Source organism: Bacillus sp. J33 (genome assembly GCF_000518885.1).
Classification (GTDB): Bacteria; Bacillota; Bacilli; order Bacillales; family Cytobacillaceae; genus Cytobacillus.
Genome location: NZ_JAEL01000003.1, coordinates 87,992 through 112,315 on the forward strand (window position 1 = coordinate 87,992; position 24,324 = coordinate 112,315).

General features: G+C 41.8%; 23 protein-coding genes, 7 tRNA genes and 2 riboswitches. Of the genes, 25 read left to right on the forward strand and 5 right to left on the reverse strand.

The window, feature by feature from the left end:
* Positions 1-4: 4 nt before the first annotated feature.
* The 7 genes from L634_RS0100485 to L634_RS0100515 all read left to right on the forward strand — a co-directional run bounded on the left by L634_RS0100485 (position 5) and on the right by L634_RS0100515 (position 605).
* A tRNA-Tyr gene (locus tag L634_RS0100485) sits at positions 5-88 on the forward strand.
* A 7-nt stretch (positions 89-95) separates the two neighbouring features.
* A tRNA-Trp gene (locus L634_RS0100490) sits at positions 96-169 on the forward strand.
* Positions 170-180: 11 nt separating this feature from the next.
* Positions 181-256 (forward strand) — tRNA-His (locus L634_RS0100495).
* 26 nt (positions 257-282) lie between these two features.
* Positions 283-357 (forward strand) — tRNA-Gln (locus tag L634_RS0100500).
* A gap of 7 nt (positions 358-364) precedes the next feature.
* Positions 365-438, forward strand: a tRNA-Cys gene (locus L634_RS0100505).
* A 13-nt stretch (positions 439-451) separates the two neighbouring features.
* Positions 452-525 (forward strand) — tRNA-Gly (locus L634_RS0100510).
* A 6-nt stretch (positions 526-531) separates the two neighbouring features.
* A tRNA-Ile gene (locus L634_RS0100515) sits at positions 532-605 on the forward strand.
* 523 nt (positions 606-1,128) lie between these two features.
* Here L634_RS0100515 and L634_RS0100525 read toward each other — a convergent pair.
* Entirely contained in the window at positions 1,129-2,136 is a 1,008-nt protein-coding gene (locus tag L634_RS0100525; protein WP_026580746.1) for a sodium-dependent bicarbonate transport family permease, read from the reverse strand.
* 140 nt (positions 2,137-2,276) lie between these two features.
* Positions 2,277-2,639, reverse strand: a complete 363-nt coding sequence (locus L634_RS0100530) for a DUF2294 domain-containing protein (RefSeq protein ID WP_026580747.1) — start codon at positions 2,637-2,639, stop codon at positions 2,277-2,279.
* A gap of 1,050 nt (positions 2,640-3,689) precedes the next feature.
* Here L634_RS0100530 and L634_RS33715 point away from each other — a divergent pair.
* From L634_RS33715 to L634_RS0100605, 12 genes are all read left to right on the forward strand, one after another.
* Positions 3,690-3,836 carry a hypothetical protein gene (locus L634_RS33715; protein WP_198029658.1) on the forward strand — a complete coding sequence of 49 codons (147 nt, stop codon included), beginning with the start codon at positions 3,690-3,692 and terminating at the stop codon, positions 3,834-3,836.
* 12 nt (positions 3,837-3,848) lie between these two features.
* A complete protein-coding gene (locus L634_RS0100550; protein WP_026580748.1) occupies positions 3,849-4,313 on the forward strand; it encodes a cytochrome c oxidase subunit II in 465 nt (154 codons plus the stop codon).
* 15 nt (positions 4,314-4,328) lie between these two features.
* Positions 4,329-6,023 carry a cbb3-type cytochrome c oxidase subunit I gene (locus tag L634_RS0100555; RefSeq protein ID WP_026580749.1) on the forward strand — a complete coding sequence of 565 codons (1,695 nt, stop codon included), beginning with the start codon at positions 4,329-4,331 and terminating at the stop codon, positions 6,021-6,023.
* Positions 6,024-6,083: 60 nt separating this feature from the next.
* A complete protein-coding gene (locus tag L634_RS0100560; RefSeq protein WP_026580750.1) occupies positions 6,084-6,722 on the forward strand; it encodes an SCO family protein in 639 nt (212 codons plus the stop codon).
* Positions 6,719-7,276, forward strand: coding sequence for a hypothetical protein (locus L634_RS0100565; protein WP_026580751.1), 558 nt, complete (start codon positions 6,719-6,721; stop codon positions 7,274-7,276). The genes L634_RS0100560 and L634_RS0100565 overlap by 4 nt, the downstream gene beginning before the upstream one ends.
* Positions 7,277-7,440: 164 nt before the next feature.
* Positions 7,441-8,307 (forward strand): cation diffusion facilitator family transporter, encoded by an 867-nt coding sequence (locus L634_RS0100570; RefSeq protein WP_026580752.1) that lies wholly within the window; start codon positions 7,441-7,443, stop codon positions 8,305-8,307.
* A 140-nt stretch (positions 8,308-8,447) separates the two neighbouring features.
* Positions 8,448-8,562, forward strand: a riboswitch (TPP riboswitch).
* 127 nt (positions 8,563-8,689) lie between these two features.
* Positions 8,690-10,474 carry a phosphomethylpyrimidine synthase ThiC gene (gene thiC / locus L634_RS0100575; RefSeq protein ID WP_026580753.1) on the forward strand — a complete coding sequence of 595 codons (1,785 nt, stop codon included), beginning with the start codon at positions 8,690-8,692 and terminating at the stop codon, positions 10,472-10,474.
* A 29-nt stretch (positions 10,475-10,503) separates the two neighbouring features.
* Positions 10,504-10,609, forward strand: a riboswitch (TPP riboswitch).
* A gap of 87 nt (positions 10,610-10,696) precedes the next feature.
* Entirely contained in the window at positions 10,697-11,302 is a 606-nt protein-coding gene (locus L634_RS0100585; protein WP_026580754.1) for a thiamine phosphate synthase, read from the forward strand.
* Between the two features lie 3 nt (positions 11,303-11,305).
* On the forward strand, positions 11,306-12,445 hold the full coding sequence (thiO, locus tag L634_RS0100590) for a glycine oxidase ThiO (RefSeq protein WP_026580755.1): 1,140 nt from the start codon (positions 11,306-11,308) through the stop codon (positions 12,443-12,445).
* A complete protein-coding gene (thiS, locus tag L634_RS0100595) occupies positions 12,442-12,645 on the forward strand; it encodes a sulfur carrier protein ThiS (RefSeq protein ID WP_026580756.1) in 204 nt (67 codons plus the stop codon). The genes thiO and thiS overlap by 4 nt, the downstream gene beginning before the upstream one ends.
* Position 12,646: 1 nt before the next feature.
* Positions 12,647-13,414, forward strand: a complete 768-nt coding sequence (locus tag L634_RS0100600) for a thiazole synthase (RefSeq protein WP_026580757.1) — start codon at positions 12,647-12,649, stop codon at positions 13,412-13,414.
* Entirely contained in the window at positions 13,411-14,430 is a 1,020-nt protein-coding gene (locus L634_RS0100605; RefSeq protein ID WP_026580758.1) for a MoeB/ThiF family adenylyltransferase, read from the forward strand. The genes L634_RS0100600 and L634_RS0100605 overlap by 4 nt, the downstream gene beginning before the upstream one ends.
* Before the next feature lie 428 nt (positions 14,431-14,858).
* Here L634_RS0100605 and L634_RS0100610 read toward each other — a convergent pair whose 3' ends face one another.
* Positions 14,859-15,287, reverse strand: a complete 429-nt coding sequence (locus L634_RS0100610) for a hypothetical protein (RefSeq protein ID WP_026580759.1) — start codon at positions 15,285-15,287, stop codon at positions 14,859-14,861.
* Positions 15,288-15,524: 237 nt separating this feature from the next.
* Between L634_RS0100610 and L634_RS0100615 the strand changes: the two genes are divergently transcribed.
* Together L634_RS0100615 and L634_RS0100620 are read left to right on the forward strand one after the other, a co-directional pair.
* The gene (locus L634_RS0100615; protein WP_034261633.1) at positions 15,525-16,028 is read left to right on the forward strand and encodes a VOC family protein; all 504 of its coding nucleotides are present in this window, start codon (positions 15,525-15,527) and stop codon (positions 16,026-16,028) included.
* Between the two features lie 420 nt (positions 16,029-16,448).
* The gene (locus L634_RS0100620) at positions 16,449-16,985 is read left to right on the forward strand and encodes a DUF3267 domain-containing protein (protein ID WP_026580761.1); all 537 of its coding nucleotides are present in this window, start codon (positions 16,449-16,451) and stop codon (positions 16,983-16,985) included.
* Between the two features lie 292 nt (positions 16,986-17,277).
* Here the strand turns inward: L634_RS0100620 and L634_RS0100625 are convergent, their stop codons facing one another.
* Positions 17,278-18,144, reverse strand: coding sequence for a LysR family transcriptional regulator (locus L634_RS0100625; protein ID WP_026580762.1), 867 nt, complete (start codon positions 18,142-18,144; stop codon positions 17,278-17,280).
* Positions 18,145-18,300: 156 nt separating this feature from the next.
* On the opposite strand from L634_RS0100625, the gene L634_RS0100630 reads away from it, so the two are divergent.
* The 4 genes from L634_RS0100630 to L634_RS0100645 are packed head-to-tail and all read left to right on the forward strand — an operon-like array spanning position 18,301 to position 22,541.
* Positions 18,301-19,461 carry a PrpF domain-containing protein gene (locus tag L634_RS0100630; protein ID WP_026580763.1) on the forward strand — a complete coding sequence of 387 codons (1,161 nt, stop codon included), beginning with the start codon at positions 18,301-18,303 and terminating at the stop codon, positions 19,459-19,461.
* 49 nt (positions 19,462-19,510) lie between these two features.
* On the forward strand, positions 19,511-20,497 hold the full coding sequence (locus tag L634_RS0100635) for a Bug family tripartite tricarboxylate transporter substrate binding protein (protein ID WP_026580764.1): 987 nt from the start codon (positions 19,511-19,513) through the stop codon (positions 20,495-20,497).
* A 44-nt stretch (positions 20,498-20,541) separates the two neighbouring features.
* Complete coding sequence (locus L634_RS0100640; RefSeq protein WP_026580765.1) at positions 20,542-21,015, forward strand: tripartite tricarboxylate transporter TctB family protein; 474 nt, start codon at positions 20,542-20,544, stop codon at positions 21,013-21,015.
* A gap of 14 nt (positions 21,016-21,029) precedes the next feature.
* On the forward strand, positions 21,030-22,541 hold the full coding sequence (locus L634_RS0100645; RefSeq protein WP_026580766.1) for a tripartite tricarboxylate transporter permease: 1,512 nt from the start codon (positions 21,030-21,032) through the stop codon (positions 22,539-22,541).
* A 52-nt stretch (positions 22,542-22,593) separates the two neighbouring features.
* Here the strand turns inward: L634_RS0100645 and L634_RS0100650 are convergent, their stop codons facing one another.
* Positions 22,594-24,231, reverse strand: a complete 1,638-nt coding sequence (locus L634_RS0100650) for a bifunctional metallophosphatase/5'-nucleotidase (RefSeq protein WP_026580767.1) — start codon at positions 24,229-24,231, stop codon at positions 22,594-22,596.
* Between the last annotated feature and the right edge of the window lie 93 nt (positions 24,232-24,324).

Here is a 24,324-nt window from a genome sequence, read left to right on the forward strand (position 1 = left end):
ATATGGAGGGGTAGCGAAGTGGCTAAACGCGGCGGACTGTAAATCCGCTCCTTCGGGTTCGGCAGTTCGAATCTGCCCCCCTCCACCATTTAAATAGGGGTATAGTTTAATGGTAAAACGAAGGTCTCCAAAACCTTTGATGTGGGTTCGATTCCTACTACCCCTGCCAGTAGGACAGTGGCGGTTGTGGCGAAGTGGTTAACGCATCGGATTGTGGCTCCGACATTCGTGGGTTCGATTCCCATCAATCGCCCCATTATTCCTTTTTAAAAATTTTTTTATTGGGCTATAGCCAAGCGGTAAGGCACCGGACTTTGACTCCGTCATTCGCAGGTTCGAATCCTGCTAGCCCAGCCATTTTCAAGGCAGCATAGCCAAGTGGTAAGGCAGAGGTCTGCAAAACCTCCATCCCCGGTTCAAATCCGGGTGTTGCCTCCAAACATAGCTAAATGCGGGTGTAGTTTAGTGGTAAAACCTCAGCCTTCCAAGCTGATGATGAGGGTTCGATTCCCTTCACCCGCTCCAAAATATGGGCCTATAGCTCAGCTGGTTAGAGCGCACGCCTGATAAGCGTGAGGTCGGTGGTTCGAGTCCACTTAGGCCCATTATTATACATACGATTCCAAACTAATCCAATACGGGTTAGTTTTTTTTTATAAATGGCTGTGTTAAAGCTTATTTTTGATTTTGGCACCCTGTTGATTGGAGCGGAAGGTGCGAGCTCCTCGAAAATGCTACCGCATTTCCTTACGAAGAGGTGTTCATTCGGGGAAGCTTATTCAATGTCCTGCGGGAGAAGCGTGTCAGCGGGAGACCCCGCAGGTGCGAATGCACCGAGGAGAGTTGGACCGCCCGCGGAAAGCGAATACCTCGTGCTGAAATCAACAGGCAAATTTAACAGAGCCTTATAAATAAAAAGATTTTTAGGCGGATTTCTTTGATCTGGCTTTTTATTGTACTTTTTTAAGGATAAAACTCACTTATGCTTTCTGGATATAGAAGAAAAAATACAGGGGGGGACAGAAGTCTGAAGTTCTGGCAATGGATGAGGGGGAGGAGCTGATATAAATCTTCATTAAACCCTGTTATAATTAATGCCTTTGAGTTCGTTGTCATTCATAATTCCTCCTAGTGCAGTAATTTAGCTATTTCATAATAAAAAGGGATTCCGATGATTAGATTGAATGGAAAAGTAACGCCTAAAGCCAGGCCCAAATAAATGGATGGATTGGCTTCTGGTACGGAAGTTTTTAAAGCTGCTGGGGCAGCGATATAAGAGGCACTCCCAGCTAAAACTCCCATTAAAGCAGTTCCGCCTAAGGATAAGCCTGCAAAATTCCCGACTATAACACCCAAAACCCCAAAAAGGAGTGGAGTAATTAGTCCAAAAAGCAGCAGCTTTAAACCATGTTTTTTAACCTCAGACAATCGTTGTCCTGCCATCAATCCCATATTTAAAAGGAATAAGATTAAAACACTGCTATATAAGTCCATAAATAAAGGTTTTACCATGGGAACGGCACGTTCGCCAAGTGCTAACCCAATGAATAAACTCCCCATTAAAAGCAATATGCTTTTTCCAAAGATACTATCTCTTATGACTTCTTTATCGATCAGATTGGCCGAAGGATGAATCAATCCTATCCTTTGGGAGGTAAATGACGACCACTCATTTTTATTTTCGATTATCTTTAATAAAAGCAATGAAACCAAAATAGCCGGACTTTCCATAAGTACAACTAAGGCATTCATAAACCCTTCATAACTTGTGCCGTTTTTATCAAGAAATGAGAGTGCGGCTCCATAGGTAACAATACTGATGGAACCATAAGTAGCTGCTAAGCCAATCGAATTTTTCAAGTCCATCTTAATCAATCGCATAAGAAAAAGTGTAATAAACGGAATGGCAATCCCCAAAAACAGTGCACCTGCAATGGGTCTGATGACAGATTCAATGGAATAATGAGAAAGTTCAATTCCTCCTTTTATACCAATGGCAATTAATAGATAAATACTCAATCCTTCACTTAGGCTATTTGGGAATTTCAAATCAGATTTTGCCAGGGCGGCAATAATACCCAATACAAAAAATAAAACAACTGGTGACAATAAATTTTGCAGTATGATGTCAGACATTAGCATTTCCCCTAATTAATATTTTCCAATAAAAAAACCGGCAATTTCAGAATTTAGCTGGCCTTGTTGGGCCATAGATTCCGAAAGCTGCCGGTTTATCCTCAACTAGCTGCGATAGCTTTTTGAAAATCTCCCTTTTTTTAAAGATCTTTCTCCAAATCACTATATAGCTTAAATACCATGATTCGTTCACCTGTGCGAGTGCTTATATCTGTATGAAAACTTTTTACTTCTTTTTCCGTGATATTTAGAATAATTTTCTTTAGATCTTCTATGCCTGATTCAACTAATTCAGATCGCATTTTTTTTATGGAAAAGATTCCATCCTTTGTTTCGCACACTGAATATTCAGCCGGTGTGAGAATTCCTCTTAAGGTGACGATAATCATATCCCGCAGAATATCCGTTTTTACCGATACAGATCCGCGCCCAAGGAAATCCTTTTCCCATTGAGTGATAGCCTTACTGATTTCTGATTCAATAAATCCTTTTGTTTTGTTCATGCTTTTCCCCCTCTAACAAAAAACGGTATATTCCCCAGACTAATCACAAGTCCAGAAAATATACCGATTTATCTTTATTTTTTCCTTCTTATTGGGTTAGGATCTTTTTCTCATTATCAATCTTATTCATTGACAATAAGCTAAAGTTCTACTATTAGTTCGAAGTGAAAATAACCATCTCTCGATTTTTAATTATTAAATTATACTAAATTTTAGCTTCGTCTATCAAAAAAGTCAACAGTAATTTTTCAAAAATGTTTTGGTTTTTATCCCCTTTGAAACCATGTCCTATGCCATCATGTTCATGGCTGCCTCTGATTCCCGTTTGCAAATGCATTTTAAATGTTCCCTCGAAAGCTTCCTTTCGATTTTTCCATCTATTGAACAAAACCCCATTTTGAAAATCAATTTTGTTAAAAAGCTTTTTTTTGGCTTATTTGTTTCCTCTTATCGGATTTTAAAGTGGTGAAAGGGAACTGACTAGGGGAATTAGTGCCGCTGGTAGCGCCAAAGAGAAGCTGAAGGGAACTAATCGTGATGAATAGTGCTGCTGGTAGCGCCAAAGAGAAGCTGAAGGGAACTAATCGTGATGAATAGTGTCGCTGGGAGCGCCAAAGAGAGATTGAAGGGAACTAATCGTGATGAATAGTGCCCCTGGGAGCAGCAAAGAGAAGCTGAAGGGAACTAATCGTGATGAATAGTGCCCCTGGGAGCAGCAAAGAGAAGCTGAAGGGAACTAATCGTGATTGAATAGTGCCGCTGGGAGCACCAAAGAGAGGCTGAAGGGAACTAATCCGAGAAGGAGTGTCAATGAGAGCTCAAAAGCTGAGATGAAAATTAAAGAAAAGTCAGTTGTGAATGATTTGTGAACGCCAAAGAGGCGTACATGAGCGGAGAAAATAGACGAAGCCTTGTTAATATTGAGTATTTCGGAAATGAGGGACTGGCTATAAAAAGAAAAAATGTGAAAGAAGTGTGATTCAGTTCACTTTTGTGAAAAATGTTCTCAATTATGATGTAAGTAAGAAAAAGTAGGGGGGATGATGAAAGGTGGAAACGAGAAAAGTGAGCCAGGGCGTCAAGGCAGCCAAGGAACAGGGCACTTTAAAGGGGACCATTTTTTCAGTAACAATCGTGGGATTAGGTATTTTTGTTACGTATTTAATTGTGTATGGCCTGTACATGGCCAGATTATAGGGGGGATAAACAATGATGCATCGCTCTGAGAAGATATGGCTATTCTTAAGTTTTGGGATGATTATCGGATTTATGCTTATCACGGGTTATCAGACATTTGCGCTGGAGATGGGGCCTCCAAGCTATGGGGAGCGAATCGATCCTCAGAAAGTAGATGAAACAGAGCCGTTTGATCAGCCAGGCATTAAAAAAATTGGTGAGAACGAATATGAAGTGGTTATGACGCTGCAGGTGTTTAGTTTTACACCAAGTGAAATCGAAGTGCCTGCTGGATCAACCGTTCATTTCACATTAACTTCTAAAGATGTGGTTCACGGGTTCCAGGTTGCCGAAACGAACTTGAATGCGATGGTGGTTCCAGGCTATATACAAAAGATCACCCAGAAATTTGATAAGCCTGGCGAATATTTAGTTCTGTGCAATGAGTACTGCGGTGCTGGACACCAAATGATGAGCACGACCATCAAAGTTAAATAAAAGGGGGGATATACAGTGGAAACCATTATAAAAAATACAACGAAATCGCAAGTATTTAGAGAAAAAGCAAATAAAGTAATGGGGATCAGCCTGGAGGATGCGAGATTAACGAAATCATACCTATCTGTTGCCTTTTTAGCCATCCTGCTGGGCGGATTGCTTGGCTTATTGCAAGGCTTAAACCGGGCTGGATTGCTGGAATTGCCGGCTTGGCTGAACTACTACCAGGTACTGACGGCCCACGGCCTGCTGTTGGTTGTCGTACTGTCCGCCTTCTTTACAATTGGCTATTTCTATGCAGGATTATCCCATACTTTGGGCGGCCTGCTTCCTAAGGTCAGAAAGATGGCCTGGATCGGTTTTTGGATGAAGATTTTTGGATTTGTATTAGCCGTTATTCCCATTTTAATGAATGAAGCATCTGTTATGTACACCTTCTACCCGCCAATGGCTGCTTCACCGATTTTCTATATTGGGTTGGTGTTCATTGTCCTTGGGGTTTGGATGTGCGCATTCGGTGCCTTTATCAATGTGGCAAGCTGGAGAAAACGCCATCCGGGGCAGCATGTTCCGATTTTATCCTTTTTTGCAACAGGAGTGTTTATTCTCTTATTCTTCGGAAGCCTTCCGGTAGCAATTGAAGTTTTTACCATCATTCCTTGGGCTTTCGGCTGGGTTGAAACAATCAATGTTATGGTTGCACGTACTTTGTTTTGGGCTTTTGGGCACACACTCGTTAACATCTGGTACTTAACAGCAGTTTCTGCCTGGTATGTCATTGTGCCGAAGATCATTGGCGGCAGAAGATGGAGTGATGTTTTAACAAGGATTGTCGTTATTGCATTAGTTATGATGAATATTACCGGAGGCTTTCACCATCAGATTATTGACCCTGGCATTTCTGAACCAGTGAAATATATGCACGTGTTTATGAGTTTAGCCATTGGATTTCCATCCCTGATGACAGCTTATGCGATGTTTGCCGTATTTGAACGCACAGCCAGAAAGAAAGGCGGAAGAGGCCTTGTTGGCTGGTATAAAAAATTGCCTTGGGGCGATGTCCGCTTCCTTGCACCATTTATCGCGATGGCAGCCTTTATCCCTGCAGGAGCAGGCGGTATTGTTCAAAGCACAAACCAATTGAACCAAGTTGTCCATAATACCATGTGGATTGTCGGCCACTTCCACTTAACCCTTGGAATGTCCGTAGTCATGACGTTCTTCGGCATCAGCTACTGGCTCGTTCCTTATGTATCAAAAAGAGTGCTGACTCCGCAGATTAATAAATTGGGTGTTATCCAAACCATTATTTGGACGATTGGTATGCTGATCATGTCAACGGCCATGCACTGGGTTGGATTATTGGGATCACCAAGAAGAACGTCATATTCCACCTATTTTGATAACGCAACAGCTCTAAGCTGGGATCCATACCTGTTCTTCCTGGCTATTGGCGGAACACTGCTGATGATTGGTGTCCTAATCCAGGTGTATGCAGTGTTCTATCTAATGTTCTTTGCTCCAAAAGGAAATACTGAATTCCCGATTGCGGAAGTGGAAGAGGATGCAGCGCCAACCCCAAGATGGACAGAGCGCTGGGGCTTATGGATTGTGTGCATGCTTGTCCTTGTCGGCATGGCATATGTTATCCCATTGGTAGACTTCATTGTCAATGCCCCTCCAGGTTCACCGCCATATAAGACCTGGTAAGGATGGAGAGATAGCTCGGCTGGCTGGGCTGTCTCTTTCTTTTAAAAGGAAGTGAAGATCATGTTTCCGAAAAATAGAACGGCATTATCTACCCTAATTGTCCTCATATTTGGCGTTGTCCTATTTTATATTGGCACAGACGGGTTTCAGGCTTTTACTGCTGAGACTGCGAGGGTGAATCAGCTGATGGACGACAAGCCGCAGTTTCCGGATGTAACGCTTGAGGACAATAAAGGAAGGACCTATTCTTTCTCCGAATTTGAAGGAAAGTATGTCTTTATCACTTTTTTATATACATCATGCGGAACGGTTTGCCCGGAGCTGGAGGTCAATATGTCTGAAGTGTATAAGCAGATTCCGAAAGAATATATCGGCCAGGATATTCAGTTTCTAAGCATTAGCTTTGATCCGGGGCGGGATGATCCTGAAACACTGGATAAGTATCGAAAGGCATTTGGCAGTGATGGGGAAACGTGGAGAATGGCCAGGATTCCGGATCCGCGGGAGCTAAAGTCACTATTAGACCGGTTCGGTGTCATCGTCATACCGGATGAGTACGGAAACTTTGCTCATAATTCTGCTTTTTACCTCGTGAATCCTGAAGGACGATTAGTGGAAGTAATGGATTACACACTGGTTGATGAAGCAGCGGATCGGGTAACGAAAGTTCTGCAGCGTAATGGAGGGGATGAGGGATGAAGCAATCAGGCTATGGTTTCTTGCTGCTTCTTGCTTTGATGCTCCCGCCTGTAGCCCATTTGCTGGAATCCATCATGATTACCCATATGCATATGCAAATGCCGCTGCTGGTTTTTGCGGGATTCCTGATGGCGAAATTTTTTCAGAAGCGCTTTCCGGCGTTCTTTGCAAAATGGAATGAAAACGGTGTGCCTGGAATCTTGCTGTTTGCAATCATCATGGTGTATTGGTCCTTTCCAAGGACTATGGATGAAGCTTTGACTCTGACAAGTGTAGAAGTTTTTAAATTCATCTCGCTGCCATTTTTAGCTGGAGTGCCATTACGGGACAGCTGGCCTAAGCTAAGTTCTTTCTGGAAACATGCTCTTATTATCTTTTTTACAGTATTGTTCCTGGCACTGGGGTGGCTGTATATTTGGTCACCCGTACAGCTGTGCAACAACTATTTGGTCATTGAACAGATTACATTGGGCTGGGGATTTATCACAATGGCATTTGCCATGGTTGTTTACTCGGTTTACAGCTATTTTATGGACTTTTCCAAGTATGAATAGATTTGAAGTGCATATTTGCAGGGCGGATATGCACTTTTCTATTTTTCCCTCATTCAACATACTTGTATATTGCCTATTTAGTTAAAAGTGCTCAAAAAGATTGCTCTAGACCCAACCGTCTTCTGCTTGGTAATATAATCAAGTGCAAAACAGGGGGCAAGAGTATGGACGAAAAGTACAAGAAACTGAAATTGGGAGAGCGGGCTGCGGTCATTAGCATCGCGGCTTATATATGCCTTTCGATCCTAAAGCTAGCTATTGGATATATGAGCGATTCTGCTGCATTGAAAGCGGATGGCCTAAATAATACAACTGATATTATTGCATCTGTTGCTGTCCTTATTGGACTTCGGATTTCACAGCGTCCGCCTGATAAAAACCATGGGTATGGCCACTGGAAAAGTGAAACAATCGCTTCTATGGTCGCATCCTTTATTATGGCAGCAGTGGGACTGCAAGTTTTAATGAATGCTATAAGGTCCATGTTTGAAGGTGTGCAGGAATCCCCTGACATCATGGCAGCTTTTACAGGCCTTTTCTCAGGAGTGGCGATGTATTTTGTTTACCGCTATAACAGGAAATTGGCTCTTAAAATTAACAGCAAAGCCGTGATGGCAGCGGCAAAAGATAATATTTCAGACGCCTGGGTCAGTATCGGTACCGCTGTAGGGATATTTGGTTCACAGTTAAATATGCCATGGCTTGATCCGCTGACAGCCATCATCGTTGGGCTTTTAATTTGCAAAACAGCCTGGGAAATTTTTAGACAAGCCTCCCATGAGCTATCAGATGGCTTTGATGAGCAAAAGATTAAACGCTATCAGAGTGTTATTAGGAAAGTGAATGGCGTGAAAGGGATTAAAGATATTAAAGGGAGAAGCTATGGAAACAATGAAGTCATTGATGTAGTCATTCTCGTAAATTCAACGCTGGATATAAAAGAGGCCCATGATATTGCAACACATGTGGAGAATGTGATGATGCAGGATTATGGAGTCTATGATGTCCATGTTCATGTAGAACCGAATTGATGAGTAAAATTGCATTTTAAACAGGCTTCCATAAAGATATTTGCGGGTGCTTTGCTGTAATAGGAAAAATATTATTGAAAAAATTTTTTAAATTCCTTTCATTTTTTTACTGCTTTATGTATACTGTAGGAGAATTTAATAGCAATAACTGGGGGTGCCCAATAGCTTGGGCTGAGAAAGAAACGCGTTTAAGTTTCTTGACTCTTTGGACCTGATCTGGATCATACCAGCGTGGGGAAGTTAGAATGTGCAAAAGAATTTTTTGTGCAAAAACATCTGCGGTTAAGCCGGTCCATCTTTATGTGGACCGGCTTTTTAACATATCTGGCACTTCCTTGGTTCTAGGTCTCGTCCTTACATTTTTAATAAGGGAGAGATATCAATGACGGCAAGTTCATTAAATCAGAAGAACATTTCCATTATGTCGAGCTTTACTGGCAGCAAAAAAGTCTATGTGGAGGGATCCAGGCCTGATATAAAGGTTCCAATGCGTGAGATAGAGTTAAGTCCCACTTCCGGAAATTTTGGAGAGGAAATCAATGAGCCGGTTCGCGTATATGATACGAGCGGACCTTATACGGATCCTCAATATACGGCAGATCTAAAAAAAGGGCTTCCTGCTCTGAGAAGCCGGTGGATTCATGAACGCGGGGATGTTGAAGAGTATGATGGGCGGAAAATAAAGCCCGAGGATAATGGGTACCGCGATGAACATGATCCGCGTGCTAATCATAAAGTTTTTCCTGGCTTATCCCGCAAGCCATTGAGAGCAAAAAAAGGAAAGAATGTTACCCAGCTTCACTATGCAAAAAAGGGGATCATTACTCCTGAGATGGAGTATATAGCCATTCGGGAAAATATGGATCCGGAATTTGTTCGGTCTGAAATAGCTAGGGGCCGGGCAATCATTCCTTCCAATATCAATCATCCTGAGACAGAGCCGATGATCATCGGAAGGAATTTCCACGTAAAAATTAATGCGAACATTGGAAATTCTGCTGTTTCATCCTCTATTGAGGAAGAGGTAGAAAAAATGACCTGGGCTACTCGATGGGGAGCAGACACGATCATGGATCTATCTACAGGCAAAAATATTCATACCACACGTGAATGGATTATCAGGAACTCTGCCGTTCCGGTCGGCACCGTGCCAATTTATCAGGCACTTGAAAAAGTTAATGGCATTGCCGAGGATCTTACGTGGGAAGTTTACAGAGATACCTTAATCGAACAAGCTGAGCAGGGGGTTGACTACTTTACCATTCATGCAGGTGTCCTTTTGAGGTATGTTCCGCTGTCGGCAAAACGCTTAACCGGAATTGTATCGAGGGGCGGATCCATTATGGCCCAATGGTGTTTGCATCATCATAAAGAAAACTTTTTATATACACATTTTGAAGAAATCTGCGAGATCATGAAAGCCTATGATGTGGCCTTCTCACTCGGGGATGGGCTGCGCCCGGGATCGATTGCAGATGCCAATGACGAGGCTCAATTTGCAGAGCTCGAGACACTTGGGGAGTTGACGAAAATTGCATGGGAACACGATGTACAGGTAATGGTTGAGGGACCTGGCCATGTTCCAATGCATTTAATTAAAGAGAATATGGATAAACAATTGGAGATCTGCAAGGAAGCGCCATTTTATACACTTGGGCCCCTAACAACAGATATAGCTCCAGGATATGACCACATTACCTCTGCAATCGGGGCTGCCATGATAGGCTGGTATGGTACGGCAATGCTTTGCTATGTTACTCCTAAAGAACATTTGGGTTTGCCAAATAGAGATGATGTACGCGAGGGTGTCATTACTTATAAAATTGCAGCGCATGCTGCAGATCTGGCAAAGGGCCACCCGGGAGCACAAAAAAGAGATGATGCCCTGTCAAAAGCCCGGTTTGAATTCCGCTGGAGGGATCAATTCAATCTGTCGCTTGATCCTGAACGCGCATTGGAATACCATGATGAGACATTGCCGGCTGAAGGGGCTAAAACAGCTCACTTCTGTTCCATGTGCGGGCCAAAATTCTGCAGCATGAGAATTTCGCAGGATATCCGGAATTATGCAAAAGAGAATAAGCTTGACACGGACGAAGCGATACAGAAGGGCTTGGAAGAAAAAGCTGAGGAATTTAAAAAAACCGGGGGAAGTATTTATCAGTAAAAATAGTATTTTAGTAATTTAATAGTAATTATATCTGCTGGGGGTGCCGTTTGCAGGCTGAGATTAAAGCAAAAGCTTTAAAACCCTTGGAACCTGATCTGGCATACCAGCGTAGGGAAGTGGAGTATCGGGGCTATATTCATAAGCCCCGTACAGCCACTTTCTATTTAGAAGGTGGTTTTTAATTTGCTAAAAGCATAAAAAAACAGGGGAGTTATCGCTATGAGGAAACAGCTGCATGTTATATCAGATGGAAAGCTTTCTCTGGAGGCTTTTGCTGAAATAGCAGGTGAAGTGGAACCCTTTGCAGATAAGTTTCACTTGCGGGAAAAACATCGAACCTCAAGGGAGCTATATGCAGGAGTAGAGCTGCTTCTTAAAGAGGGAATCCCCATTCATAAAATTGTTATAAATGATCGGGTGGATGTTGCGTGGGCATGTAAAACAGGTGTGCATCTTGCTTTTCACAGTCTGCCGGCCCATGTTGTCAAAACGTGTTTTCCTGAAATGCCTATCGGATGTTCCGTACATTCTCCTGAAGAAGCTAAAGTGGCAGCAATACAGGGGGCAGATTATATCCTGTTTGGACACATATTTGAAACCGATTCCAAGAAGGGGATCCCGCCAAGGGGAATAGAGGCACTGGAGGCTGTTAAAAAGGAAATTGATGTCCCGGTATTGGCAATTGGCGGGATTAAACCAGAGAATGTCCCTGAGGTTTTGGGGGCAGGAGCAGATGGAATTGCTGTAATGTCTGGGATTTTGCAGGCAAAAGACCCTGCCAAAGAAGCAAAGTTATTTTCAAAGAAACTAAACGAGGAGGGATAGGGTATGAGAAAAGTTTTTGACGCCGTTGTTGTTGGGGGAGGCATTAACGGAAGTTCCATTGCTTTTCAGCTGGCTAAAAGAGGCTATAAAGTGGCCATTTTGGAAAAGGGGAAAATAGCCGGCAAGGCTTCCGGAGCTGCAGCTGGAATTTTAGGGGCCCAAACGGAGCTTGCAGAAGACGGACCGCTATTCCAGCTGGCATGCAAAAGCCGCTCCATGTATCGGAGCCTGATCCCGGAACTGGAAGATTTATCACAAGTACATATTGGCTACCAAAATAAGGGCATGTATAAAGTGGCGGCTGATAAAGACCAGGAGCTGGAATTAAAAAGATTAATAGAAAGCCAGCGAAAAGCGGGTGAGCAGGCTGAATGGCTTCCTATTGATGAGCTGATCAAACGTGAGCCATCCGTATCAAACAAATTGCTGGGTGCCATGTATATACCGAATGACGGACAGGTTCAGGCATATGAATTGTCCCTTGCCTTTGCAAAAGCTTCAATGGCCCTCGGTGCAGAAATTTATGAGTATACACACGTATCAGATTTTATTTTAAAAGATGAAAAGGTTCATGGGGTCAAAACCAGCCAGGGAGAATTCCTGGCAGAATCCGTTATCGTGGCTTCCGGGGCCTGGAGCAGGGAGGTTCTTGAAAGAGCGGGCCTTTCGCTGCCCATTATTCCGGTTAAAGGCGAGTGCTTCTCGGTGATACCTGAAAAACCGCTTGTACAGGGGACGATCTTTTCACATGGATGCTATATCGTTCCGAAGCAATCTGGGAGATTAGTAGTTGGAGCGACCGTTAAGGTCAATTCATTTGATGAGAAGGTGACCCTTGAGGGGATATCCTCGCTGATGGAAAAGGCGCAAAACCTTGTTCCGGATATAGCGAAGGCTGAATGGGAGCGGGCCTGGACAGGAATTCGTCCGCAATCGGCTGATGGCCAGCCTTTTTTAGGAGAACATCCTGTTTATAGAGGGTTATATATTGCGGCCGGCCATTTTCGGAATGGAATCCTCCTTGCCCCGGCAACAGGCGGACTGATGGCAGACATCCTCGAAGGAAAAACGGAGCAGCCAAATCCGTTTGAGCTTTCCCGCCTTGAATCTTTAGTCCATACGTCAAATGGGGTGCTTTTATGAAAGTTGTCATTAACGGAGATGCTATGGAGCTTCCGGACACAGTTAATCGCGTTTCCCTTCTGCTCGAGCATTTCAATTTGGAGCAAAAGGTAGTCATTGTTGAACTAAACCAGCATATTTTGGATAAATCCATGCATGCTGAAACCATTCTGTCAGATGGGGATCGAATCGAGATTGTACACTTTGTAGGAGGCGGATAATATGCTGAAAATTGGACCATATGAATTTAACTCTCGGCTGCTGCTGGGAACAGGAAAATATCCAAACTTTGATGTGCAAAAGGAAGCTGTAGAAGCTTCTGAAACAGAGGTGCTTACGTTTGCTGTACGCCGTATGAACATTTTCGAAGCGAACCAGCCCAACTTTTTGGAAAAGCTGGATTTAAAGAAATATAAATTACTGCCTAATACGGCCGGAGCAAAGACAGCCGAGGAAGCTGTGCGGATTGCCAGGCTATCCAAAGCTTCCGGGCTGTGTGACATGATAAAGGTTGAGGTAATCGGCTGCAGCAAAACACTTTTGCCTGATCCGGTAGAAACACTAAAAGCGGCGGAAATCCTATTAGACGAGGGATTTATTGTCCTGCCGTATACTTCTGATGATGTTGTGCTTGCCAGAAAGCTGGAAGAACTGGGCTGCCACGCGGTCATGCCTTGTGCTTCGCCAATTGGTTCCGGGCAGGGAATTATCAACCCTGTTAATCTCCAATTTATTATTCAGCAGGCTGCAGTCCCGATTATTGTGGATGCTGGAATTGGGAGCCCGGCAGATGCGGCATTGGCAATGGAGCTGGGAGCAGATGGAGTCTTATTAAATACGGCTGTTTCCTCTGCAAAAGACCCTGTTAAAATGGCACAAGCAATGAAACTGGCCATTGAAGCAGGGCGATTGGGCTATGAAGCAGGCAGGATGCCCAAAAAACGTTATGCATCAGCAAGCAGCCCGGCAGAAGGAATGGTTTTTAGTTGAATGAGCGATACTCCCGCCAGATTTTATTCCCTCCCATTGGCAAAGAAGGCCAGAAAAGGCTTAGGGAAAAACATGTTTTAATCATAGGGGCTGGCGCATTAGGGGCTGCAAATGCTGAAACGCTTACAAGGGCAGGAGTCGGCAAAATAACAATTGCCGATCGTGATTATGTGGAGTGGAGCAATTTGCAGCGCCAGCAGCTTTATTGTGAAGAAGATGCTATTCAAAAAATGCCAAAAGCCATTGCCGCCGCTAACCGATTGAATGCCATTAATTCAGAGGTGCAAATTATTCCTCGTATTATGGATGTCGGTGTACAGGAATTAGAAGATTTGATTGAGGGTATAGATTTAATCATTGACGCAGCAGACAATTTTGATATTCGCTTTCTAATCAATGATATCTCTCAAAAGCACAGGATTCCATGGATATATGGAGGCTGTGTGGGGAGCTATGGATTGACCTATACCATTTTGCCCGGGATGTCACCATGCCTGAATTGCCTGATGGACAAATTGCCATTGGGAGGAGTCACCTGCGATACAGCTGGTGTTATTCAGCCGGCTATTCAAATGGTTGTGGCTCACCAGTCTGCGGAAGCATTAAAGATATTAACGGAAGACTTTGAATCCTTACGCAGGACGCTTGTTTCTTTTGATTTATGGAAAAATCATTATAGTTCCATTAATGTATCTTCCTTAAAAAATCCGGAGTGCTTATCCTGCGGGATTCATCCAGCTTATCCCTTCCTTGATTATGAGAATCAGACAAAAACAGCGCTGCTATGCGGGAGGGATACCGTTCAAATCAGGCCTTCAGCCCTGCAGAATATGGATATTATATATCTGAAAAAATCCCTGGTGTCTCAAGGAATCCATGTAGAGAGCAATCCTTATTTGCTCTCATTTTCAATCGATCAGGCCAGATTGGTTGTTTTCAGGGATGGAAGAGTGCTGGTTCATGGGGTAAAGGATATTCTTCAGGCTAAAAACTTGTATCATCGGTATTTAGGTTAAGCTGGGATTGTTTTTTAGAAAAATGCGCCTCCTATTCTTAGCAAAGGAGGCGCATTTCATTTGTTCCTGTTTAGGAAATTATAAAATCCAATCATGTGAATAACTTTGTGAAAAGTTATCTGCATCTAGCTCCAGCGCCTAGCCCATTTTTCATCCCGAATAGACTCCCTTGAATATTTTGAGAGGAGCATGATTAGGAGAATGATGCTTCGAGCAGCTCGGAACGTAACAAATCACTCCAGAAATCAGGACAAGGAAGGCTTCGGCAGCGATACATCGTCCGACTAAAGCGAGCTTTGGGAGGTTTCCTGCGTGATTCGTCTTATGCCTGCCGGACTTGCACAGGATGTGCTGGCATCAGCGTTCGCCATAGGACGTGGCGGTTTTTAGCTGAAGTTCCTATTTCAAGGCGCTTCCGCTTTTGTTTCCTAATGGCTTTTTAAGAGCTGTTTATCCAATTCCCGTAATTGATCATAAGCATGGACCAGATGTTCAGGCACCAATGTCCGGCCAAATTCCCACGAATTCCTTTCGATTTCAGCCATAAGCTGCTCTATTTCCTCATCTTCTCCGTACATTAGGGTCTTTATATCATGTTTGTTTTTCTTAAAATCCAGATAATAGCCGATTTCATGATAAACAAGCAATTTGACAATGTTCTCATCCGTTTCTTTTATTTTGAAGTTAACTTTGGCTATGTATCCGTTCACTTGCAGGTAGTTAAATTTTAACGTATTTGTTGATACGTTAAAGTTCATAGGAGCATTTAGTTTATTGTTAAATTCATAGGTTATACCCAGACCGTGTTCAGCTAACGTGTTCTTTATGATCTTTTCGATATCCCAAATGTATAGCACTTTGTTTAATCCGTTCCTTTCCTTTTTATTTTTTTCCTTGGCTTGATTATACAAGTATGCTGCTATTGGTGATAGGTTTTTCCTGTGAAATAGGTATAAATGGTCAGAAACTGGTAAAATATGAAACATGCAGAGAAGGAACAACGGAAGTAGATATGCCAGAAGGGTATCGTGTAAACCATTTTTATTTAGGATAGGATGGGGAGGAAGGAAAGCAATGAAAAAGGAGCTGACATTGTGAAAAATAAAATTCAAAAAATCACGCCAAACTTGTGGTTTAATACAGAAGCTGAAGAGGCAGCGAATTTTTATACGTCCATCTTTAAAGACTCAAGTATCACCAGGATTACCCGCTATGGGAGAGAACGCCATGAAACCGAAGGAAATGCAGAGGGAGCCGTCATGACTGTAGAATTTCGACTGGAGGGGCAGGAATTCGTTGCTTTAAATGGAGGGCCGCAGTTCAAATTTACAGAAGCTATCTCTTTTATTGTTCATTGTGACAATCAAGAAGAAATAAACTACTACTGGGACAAGCTCTCTGAAGGCGGAGACAAGAAGGCTCAAGCGTGCGGCTGGCTTAAGGATCAATTCGGCGTATCATGGCAAATTGTTCCCGCTGATTTAAGCGAAATGATTAGCGGCCCAGATTCAGAGAAGTCCGAAAGAGTTATGAAGGCATTGCTTCAAATGAAGACAAAGATCGATTTAAATCTCTTGAAGAGAGCATATGAGGGATAAGGCTGCCCTTTTTTTGAAAGGTCAGAAAGTGTAAATGTTTTATTCGATATTTTGTGGAGCTGTATTCTTAGCCATATTTAAAAGACCTGTCACAGCTGCTATTAGCAGATCACAGACAGGTCTTTTTTGGCTTATTTATCTTCCCTTAACGGAATCATCAAGTAAACACCTTTTCTATTTTTTATCCTTTCCAAATCCTCAGCTTCAACCCCATTTTATTTAGGAAAAAATCTTTTGCCTGTTCCAGAACATCATTTGATTGATCATTCTCCTGAATTTTGCTTATTTATAGGGTTTACTAATCTAAATCGGTAAGGGAAATTCAGGTTTTTCTGTTTTTGCGTTAGATGAAAATATGTGAAACTTTCCCATTTTTATTCCGTAAATATAGGATAGAACAATTTGTGCGGGGGTGAAGGTTTGGGTAAAAGGAAAGAAACTGTTGTTTCCTTTTCAATGATAAAATTGCAAATGTATTTAACAATTGCAACTGCTGCGATGATAGTTGGTGTGCTCTTTATCCATACGGTGCTTTATAGTGAAGGGGAAATCAGCTTTACCTTCAGCGGTTTTCTTTTATTTATAGCCGGTATGGCTGTGATCATTATTTTACACGAAGCAATACATTTAGCTGGTTTTCGTTATATTGGCGGCGTACCTTGGAAAGAGATGTCATGGGGAGTCAATTTGAAATTGGGTGTAGCGTATGCTCACGCGAAACGGCCGATCACGGTTCAGCAAATGAAAAAAGTTTTATTGCTGCCCTTCGTACCGACGGGCTTATTGCCCCTGGTCCTGGGTATTGTGATGAACTTGCCTGCTGTATCCATTCTGGGATCCTTACTGACCGCAGGCTGTTTGGGCGATCTTGCCTTATATCGAAAGCTCTTGACGTTTTCAAATGACTCCCTTGTCATTGACCACCCGACAAAACCGCAATTTACGGTTTATGAATAAAATTAAGACTAAACCATATATTTGGGATACGTTAAACATGGAATGCGTTTAAACTTATCTTTGAGGATAATTGCAATGGGTGTCACTTGTAAACATAAGAAAATGCCGGGAAGCTCATTAAGCGTTTATTTGTTCAAACCAGCAATAAATCATTATTCAAAGGAATTATTGCTGGTTTGTTTTTCGATAAAAAGCGCACCCGAAATTAATTATTGACGGGAAGGGCTTAAATAAAAAGTAACGCCCAATGAAACCCTATATGTTATCTTAATATATAAATAAGTTTGTTCTATCATTTTTTAAAATCCCATTCTCTTAAAAACTCGCAAAATGCTTTTATTACAACATTGTCAGCATACTCTTTTTTATAGATTAGCCAAGTCTTCCTTTTTACATAAGAGCCTTGTTTGGTCAGACACGGCATTTTAAATAAATCTTCATCTTCTTCTAAAAGAATACTTGGGAGAATAGCGTAGCCGAGGCCATTCAGTACCATCTCCTTACAAGTTTCCATGTTATCAACCCTCATTGTAATGGTCGGGGGTGAAACGTAATTTTCTGTCCACCAATTATCTATTAAAGTCTTTAAAGAAGTGTCCGTATTGTAATAAATTCTGGGCAGATTCGAAAGGTTCTTTAGATCAATTTCCTTCTTGGACACGATTAATAAGTTTTCCTCCATTAGCAACTGTTTTTCATGAGAAAAGTTATAATTTCCCCGTAATATACCTATTTGTGATTGTTCTTTAAAAATTGAGTTAATCACTTCTTCACTCCACCCGGTGTTTACATGAAATTCAACTAAAGGAAACTTCTCATTAAACTTTCCAAGTATAGGCGGAAGTTTATATCTTGAAAAGATGCTTGAAGCACTTATTCGCAAGATGCCTTGAATATTATTTTCAAAGTTAGAAACTTCTTCACCTACTTTTTGGTATTCTTTTTTCATTTTTGCTGCGTATTCTGCTAAATATTCTCCCTGTGGTGTAAAAGCAACCCCTCGACGGCCCCGATGAACAATCTCTACTCCAAACTCTTCTTCTAATCTTTTTAATCTGTATGTTATGGAAGGCTGTGAAATCCTAAGAATTTCACTCGTTTTTGTAATGTTTTTGCATTCAAATAAAGTAATGAGCAAATCCCAATCAAAATTATCCACTTTTACACCTCTTTTGTTATTTCCGTATATTAATATTTTTAGAAATAAAAAATTTTTATGGGAGATAATAGAAAATTGATATTTTATTTATCTCTGAATGTTCAATATACTCTGTTTATACCATGGTATCAATATTATTTTCGAGGTGTTTTTGTTGTGAACATTCACGGCCAGTTGTATAAAGTACCAAGTGTTTTAATGAGGGGAGGCACCAGCAGGGGGTTAATCCTAAAAGATGTTGATTTGCCAAAAGACCCTTATGAAAGGGATTTAGTTATAGCAAAAATTTATGGCAGCTCTAAAAATGGCCAAATCGACGGAATCGGAGGCGGTACTCCCCTAACCAGTAAAGTGGCCATTGTAGGAGTAACCCATAAGTTAGGGTGCGACATCTTTTACACCTTTGGACAGGTTAGCACGAATAATCAGAAAATTGATTATAATGTTACTTGTGGAAATATGGCATCAGCGGTAGGGCTTTTTGCAGTCGAAGAAGGTTTGGTCGAGTTAAAAGAAGGTTCAACCAAAGTCAGGATCTTTAACACTAACACGAAGAGGATTATGGAAGTTGAGATTCCCGTCCATAATGGCCATATTGTGTATGATGGTGATTTCTCCATCTCTGGTGTTTCCGGTACGGGCTCTTGTATAATGGTGAATTTTCTTGATTTTGGCGGTGCCCTTACTGGTAAACTTTTACCCACTGGAAATGTGGTCGACTTCATTCATCTTAGTAAAAATAATCAAATAGGAGTTTCTATCATTGATGTTGGAAATGTATTGGTATTTATTAAAGCTTCAGATTTAAATTTGGAAGGTACAGAGCTTTCATTAGAAATGAATAATTCCAAAATACAGCAGTCAATTGAAGATATTCGAGTCAAGTGCGGAAGGTTAATAGGAATATATAAAGAAAATGAAACCGTTAGTCCTGAGACGCATGCGTTACCAAAGATGGTTATTGTTGCGGAGCCAGCGGATTATATTGATGAAACTGGCCAGAAAATATTAAAATCCAAAATTGATATTATTGGAAGATATATTGCGATGGGAACCTTGCATCGTGCATTTGCAGTAAGCGGGGCCATCGGTTTAGGAGTAGCCTGCAATATACCTGGTTCAATACCTAATACGTTAATATCGAAAAATATCTCCAGCAAAATTATTATTGGCCATCCTACTGGTACAATCCTTGTAAATGTAGAAGTAGAATCAGATGGATCATCATATAGGCTAATAAAAGGGGGAATCGGCCGAACGGCAAGAAGAATAATGGAGGGGAATACACTCGTGCCAATTGAATTGATGGGATCATAATGAATGTATGCCTAATTTTTAAAACGCTTACAAAAAGGAGAGGTTGGAGATGAGAAAGAACTTTTTGCTTATTGCATTAATAATTACGAGTTTATTGTTGGCTGCATGCAGTTCAAAAGAATCTGCTGCAGGAGAAATTGATTATCCAAAACGTCCAATTGAACTTGTTGTCCCCTTTGGGGAGGGCAGTGCCAGTGATACTTTTGCGAGGAAGTTTGCTGAAATTATGTCAAAAGATATGAGCAAACCGCTTCAGCCTGTTAATAAGGATGGAAGTGGCGGTCTTGTCGGTATGGTATATGCACATGGCCAAAGTAATGACGGTTATACGGTTTTAGAGGTAACACCTTCACACGTAATAGCAGATGTTCTTGGCAAGAGCAAGAATATGAAGTTTTTAGAAGAATTCGAGCCGATTGCACGTATTCAAGAGGATATTTACGTCCTATCAGTACCCGCTAACAGTCAAATTGATAGTTTTGATAAGCTTTTAGAAATTGGTAAAGAGAAAGAAATTTCTTTTGCTGGTGTGAGTCCAGGTGGTTTGGATGATTTAACATTGAATGCTCTTGCGGATGCTACAGGAGTAAAAGTGAAATTTATTCCTTATGGCTCTGGTTCTGAAGTAAAGGCAGCTGTAATAGGCGGAGAAGTTGATGTTTATCTTGATAAATTGATTAATACTGTTGGCTATATAAGAGATGGAAAAATGAGGCCGCTTGTTGTATTAAATGATGAGCGTGTAACACAGATTGAAGAACTAAAAGATACTCCTTCCACAGTTGAAAAAGGATTTGATGTAACCATAGGATCTTGGAGAGGCTTTGTTGTGAAAAAGGATACTCCGCAGGAAATTAAAGACTATTTATTGGAACAGATGAAAAAAGCATCAGAAACAGAGGAGTATAAAAAGTTTAACACAGAGTCGCTGACAAATATAAGGGATGGTTTTTTAGGTCCTGAAGAATTCAGGGCTGCAATGGAAGAAGATTATAAAATGTTTGATGAAGTAGCTAAGAAAACGGGACTCAAATAATTTCAATGGCGGCTTGTGAGCCGCCTGTTTTAGGAGGCAAGGGGATGGGAGAAGTTATATTTCATGTTGTATTAATACTAGTTATGGGGATTTTCTTCAAGGAATCTTTTACTATCACATCTGGCCGTTCGGCTGATTCAATTGGACCAGCAGGGTTTCCGCAATTTATTATTGTGATTATTTTAGTATTGCTTATAGTATCTTTGTTTAATGCGATTCGGAAAATGAAATCGAACAGCGAAGGAATTTCCCCTTTGAATTTGAATATAGCATACTTTGGATTATTGTTTTCCATTATCATCTTTATTTTGCTGAATGAAGTTATTAGCTTCACTCTGTCTTCCATAATCTTTTGTTTTTCGCTGTTTTTTCTTCTGGGGCAAAAAAAGTATATCAAGATGACAGTTAACTCCATCATTGTCGCTATTATATTTACACTTGTGTTTGGAAAAATTTTAACTGTTCCATTGCCAAGGGGAGTTGGATTCATTAAAGAAATGAGTTATTACCTATATTAGTAAGGGGGGATACCATGGATTTTCAACTATTAATAGATGGTTTATTGACAACGTTAACTCCAGCTAATTTGGCATTTGTACTTGTGGGGATGCTAGTTGGAGTGTTTTTTGGCTCACTGCCTGGGATTAGTTCTTCAATGGGAATTGTATTAATGCTGCCGTTTACATATTACATGGGGATTTTGCCTTCTATTATTTTGCTGGTTGCTCTCTATGCCGGTTCGGCTTATGGAGGATCCATTACAGCCATATTATTTAATACACCGGGAACTCCGGAAGCAGTGGCAACCACATTTGATGGATATCCAATGACAAAAAAGGGGAAAGCGGGGAGAGCATTAAGCCTTGCTATAAGTGCTTCTGCTTTTGGTGGCATATTCTCTGTTCTTATTATGTTATTCCTGGCCCCTCCATTATCCAGCGTGGCACTAAAAATTCAGAGTGCCGAGTATTTTGCGTTAACTGTATTGGGCTTAATGGTCATTTCATCTATTGGAACCAAGTCACCTATTAAGGCTATTGCCTCAGGGATGATTGGGATAATGATAGCTATGATTGGCATGGATCCAATTGTTGGCGCTGATCGATTTACTTTCGGAAATATTGAGCTTATGAATGGCCTTGCAATGATTCCAATCATGATTGGTGCATTTGCGTTAGCAGAAGTATTAAATCAAGTAACAGAAAACCATAAAAACTTAAACATGAGTAATAAGGTTTCTTTGGAAACGATCAAGCTAATTGAATTGCTTAAGCATAAGTGGGTAATGCTTAAGTCCGCTGTAATTGGAACGCTTATCGGTATCCTCCCGGGAACGGGCGGCTCCATCGCATCCATTGTAAGCTATGGGGAGGCAATGCGATCAAGCAAAAATAAAGATATGTTTGGGCAAGGGGAAGAAGAGGGTGTAGTTGCCCCGGAAACCGCAAACAATGCAGCTGCTGGCGGTGCGATGATACCAACTCTTGTACTGGGTATACCGGGAAGTCCGACAACAGCAATCATCCTTGCAGCGCTTGCTCTGCAAGGCCTGCAGCCAGGCCCCCAGTTAATGGCAGAACAGCCTTTAATGCTATACTGTATATTCTTTTCTATGCTAATTGCGAGCTTGACGGTCTTTATTGGCGGACGCTTAGGAGTTAAAGCGTTTGCTGCAGTTTTAAAGCTTCCATATTCCATTCTTGGCACACTTATTGTTCTTTTATCGATGGTTGGCTCATATGCAGTAGGTAATTCCATGTTTAACGTTTGGGTGATGTTTTTATTTGGTGTGTTGGGATATTTCATGAAAAAATACCACTTCTCTCCCGCCTCGATGGTTTTGGGGCTTGTACTGGGCCCAATGATGGAAGAGAATTTTAGGAGACAGTTGTTAGTAACACAAGGCGACTATCTATCTTTTATAACGCAGCCGATTTCAGGATTAATATTATTTTTGGCGGTTCTAGCATTATTTTATCCAGTGATTGCAAAATTCGTAAAGAAGAAACAAGCTTTTGATGACCAGGAAAAAGAAGCGGTATAAAGCAGGAAATTCTCCCGAGTACCTGAATTGGCATGAGGTACCCGGGATTTTTTTAGGGTCTTGCTTTCGATATTCGTCCCCCAATCTCCGAGCTGAAAGGCTTCGGCAATTTTTTTATATAATCAACTAACGCATCAATATCCATCGGCCCGGCTTCTCTATTTGTCCCTTTTTGAAAGACGGTAAAATTGTCTCCGCCTTCTGCCAGATAAGTGTTTACGGCTGCCGAATAGGTTTTGTTCGGTTCCAGCTCTGTTCCATCAGAAAGGTGGATGTCCATTACTTTTTTGCCGGCAGGCTGGCTGTCATCCCATGTGTAGATGATGCCTGATATTTGCAGGAATCTTGTTGTGTTTGGCTGCCATTGCTGATTAAGGACTTCACGGATTTGACGGCCCTTCAGACTCATTTTGATCAATTTATTATTGAAGGGAAGGACTGTGTATAGGCTGCCCCATGTGACGTTTCCTGCATCAATGTCTGCCCGGATTCCGCCGGGGTTGATGAAGGCGAAATTGGTGCTCGTGGCTGTCCGCTGGGAATCGGCAATGAGATTTCCAAGGGCTGATTCACCGCTTTTGTTCCGCTCCGCTGTAATCTGGTTTGCAGCGGTTCCGACTACTCTGTTTACAATGGGTTCGACTTTTTTTTCATATTGCTTAATCATTTGGGTTATATCGCTGGCTGGTTTGATATTCTCCTGATAAACGGTCACAATTTCAGCCTGTTTGCTGACAATATCCTTTGTTTTCCGGTCTATTTCAATTTCTGCATCTGAGAAGGCGGTTCCGTATGAATAGGATTGTACCAGCAGTTTTCCGTCCACAATGCTATTCAAATAGGCATGGCTATGTCCGCCATATATAATATCCACTTCGTCGTCCACACTTTTTGCTAAATCTATTAGCCGGCCTGAGGGCTGTTTACCATTGGCGTTTGACTTTCCAGGGATATGGGCAAGTATGACAATCGCGCGGACGCCCAGCTGTTTGAGCTCGCTGACATATTTGTTAATGGCTTCTGCTTCATCTGTAAAAGTTAACCCCTCCACACCGCTTGGTGCGACCATGCTTGGTGTTTCTTTCATAACTACTCCAATAAAGCCGATTGGCATTCCGCTTCTTATCAAAATTTTATAAGGGGGAAGAATCGTTTTTCCTGTTTGCCTGCTGATGACATTGGCTGCAAGCCAAGGGAATCGGGAACCTGATAATCCATTTGTGGCAGCGGCTTTTCTCCCATTGATAAGGCGAAGCAGTTCTGCTGTTCCTTTATCAAATTCATGATTGCCAACTGTACCAATTTCAAATCCCATCCTGTTCAAAAATTCAATGGCCGGTTCATCCTGGAGGAGGGCTGATACGGGAGGACTTGCGCCGATCATATCGCCAACATGAAGCAGGATTGTGTTTTCATTTTCTGCCGCACGCTGACGCAAGTAAGCTGCCAGGTAATCGGCCCGTCCTGCCGGCTGACCATTAACCTGCCGGGTTACATTCAGCTGGCTATGGAAATCGTTAATGCCCAGCAATCGGATTTGAGGATTTATGGATTCCGAGCGGTCGTCTATATGGCCATGGTAATCCTCTGAAAGGCCTTGTTTGTCCCAATGGCCTTTTCCTTCAGGCTGACTGCTATTTAAAGGTACGCTCAATAAGATAAATAAATTGATGAAAATAAGTACTTTCATATTTGTCCTCCGCTGATTTATGCAGAAATAGTATTTGTGAAAATAGGGGAAATAACCTGAAAATGCTTTTTGAGGATAAAATTTTAATTCACG

What these genes read in the sequence shown, in the direction of transcription:
- L634_RS0100585 (WP_026580754.1), top strand. Translation starts at nt 10,697, where the DNA reads ATGAGGAAACAGCTGCATGTTATATCAGATGGAAAGCTTTCTCTGGAG.
- L634_RS0100570 (WP_026580752.1), top strand. Translation starts at nt 7,441, where the DNA reads ATGGACGAAAAGTACAAGAAACTGAAATTGGGAGAGCGGGCTGCGGTC.
- L634_RS0100645 (WP_026580766.1), top strand. Translation starts at nt 21,030, where the DNA reads ATGGATTTTCAACTATTAATAGATGGTTTATTGACAACGTTAACTCCA.
- L634_RS0100525 (WP_026580746.1), bottom strand. Translation starts at nt 2,136, where the DNA reads ATGTCTGACATCATACTGCAAAATTTATTGTCACCAGTTGTTTTATTT.
- thiC (WP_026580753.1), top strand. Translation starts at nt 8,690, where the DNA reads ATGACGGCAAGTTCATTAAATCAGAAGAACATTTCCATTATGTCGAGC.
- L634_RS0100640 (WP_026580765.1), top strand. Translation starts at nt 20,542, where the DNA reads ATGGGAGAAGTTATATTTCATGTTGTATTAATACTAGTTATGGGGATT.
- L634_RS0100635 (WP_026580764.1), top strand. Translation starts at nt 19,511, where the DNA reads ATGAGAAAGAACTTTTTGCTTATTGCATTAATAATTACGAGTTTATTG.
- thiS (WP_026580756.1), top strand. Translation starts at nt 12,442, where the DNA reads ATGAAAGTTGTCATTAACGGAGATGCTATGGAGCTTCCGGACACAGTT.
- L634_RS0100650 (WP_026580767.1), bottom strand. Translation starts at nt 24,231, where the DNA reads ATGAAAGTACTTATTTTCATCAATTTATTTATCTTATTGAGCGTACCT.
- L634_RS0100565 (WP_026580751.1), top strand. Translation starts at nt 6,719, where the DNA reads ATGAAGCAATCAGGCTATGGTTTCTTGCTGCTTCTTGCTTTGATGCTC.
- L634_RS0100560 (WP_026580750.1), top strand. Translation starts at nt 6,084, where the DNA reads ATGTTTCCGAAAAATAGAACGGCATTATCTACCCTAATTGTCCTCATA.
- L634_RS0100550 (WP_026580748.1), top strand. Translation starts at nt 3,849, where the DNA reads ATGATGCATCGCTCTGAGAAGATATGGCTATTCTTAAGTTTTGGGATG.
- L634_RS0100530 (WP_026580747.1), bottom strand. Translation starts at nt 2,639, where the DNA reads ATGAACAAAACAAAAGGATTTATTGAATCAGAAATCAGTAAGGCTATC.
- thiO (WP_026580755.1), top strand. Translation starts at nt 11,306, where the DNA reads ATGAGAAAAGTTTTTGACGCCGTTGTTGTTGGGGGAGGCATTAACGGA.
- L634_RS0100600 (WP_026580757.1), top strand. Translation starts at nt 12,647, where the DNA reads ATGCTGAAAATTGGACCATATGAATTTAACTCTCGGCTGCTGCTGGGA.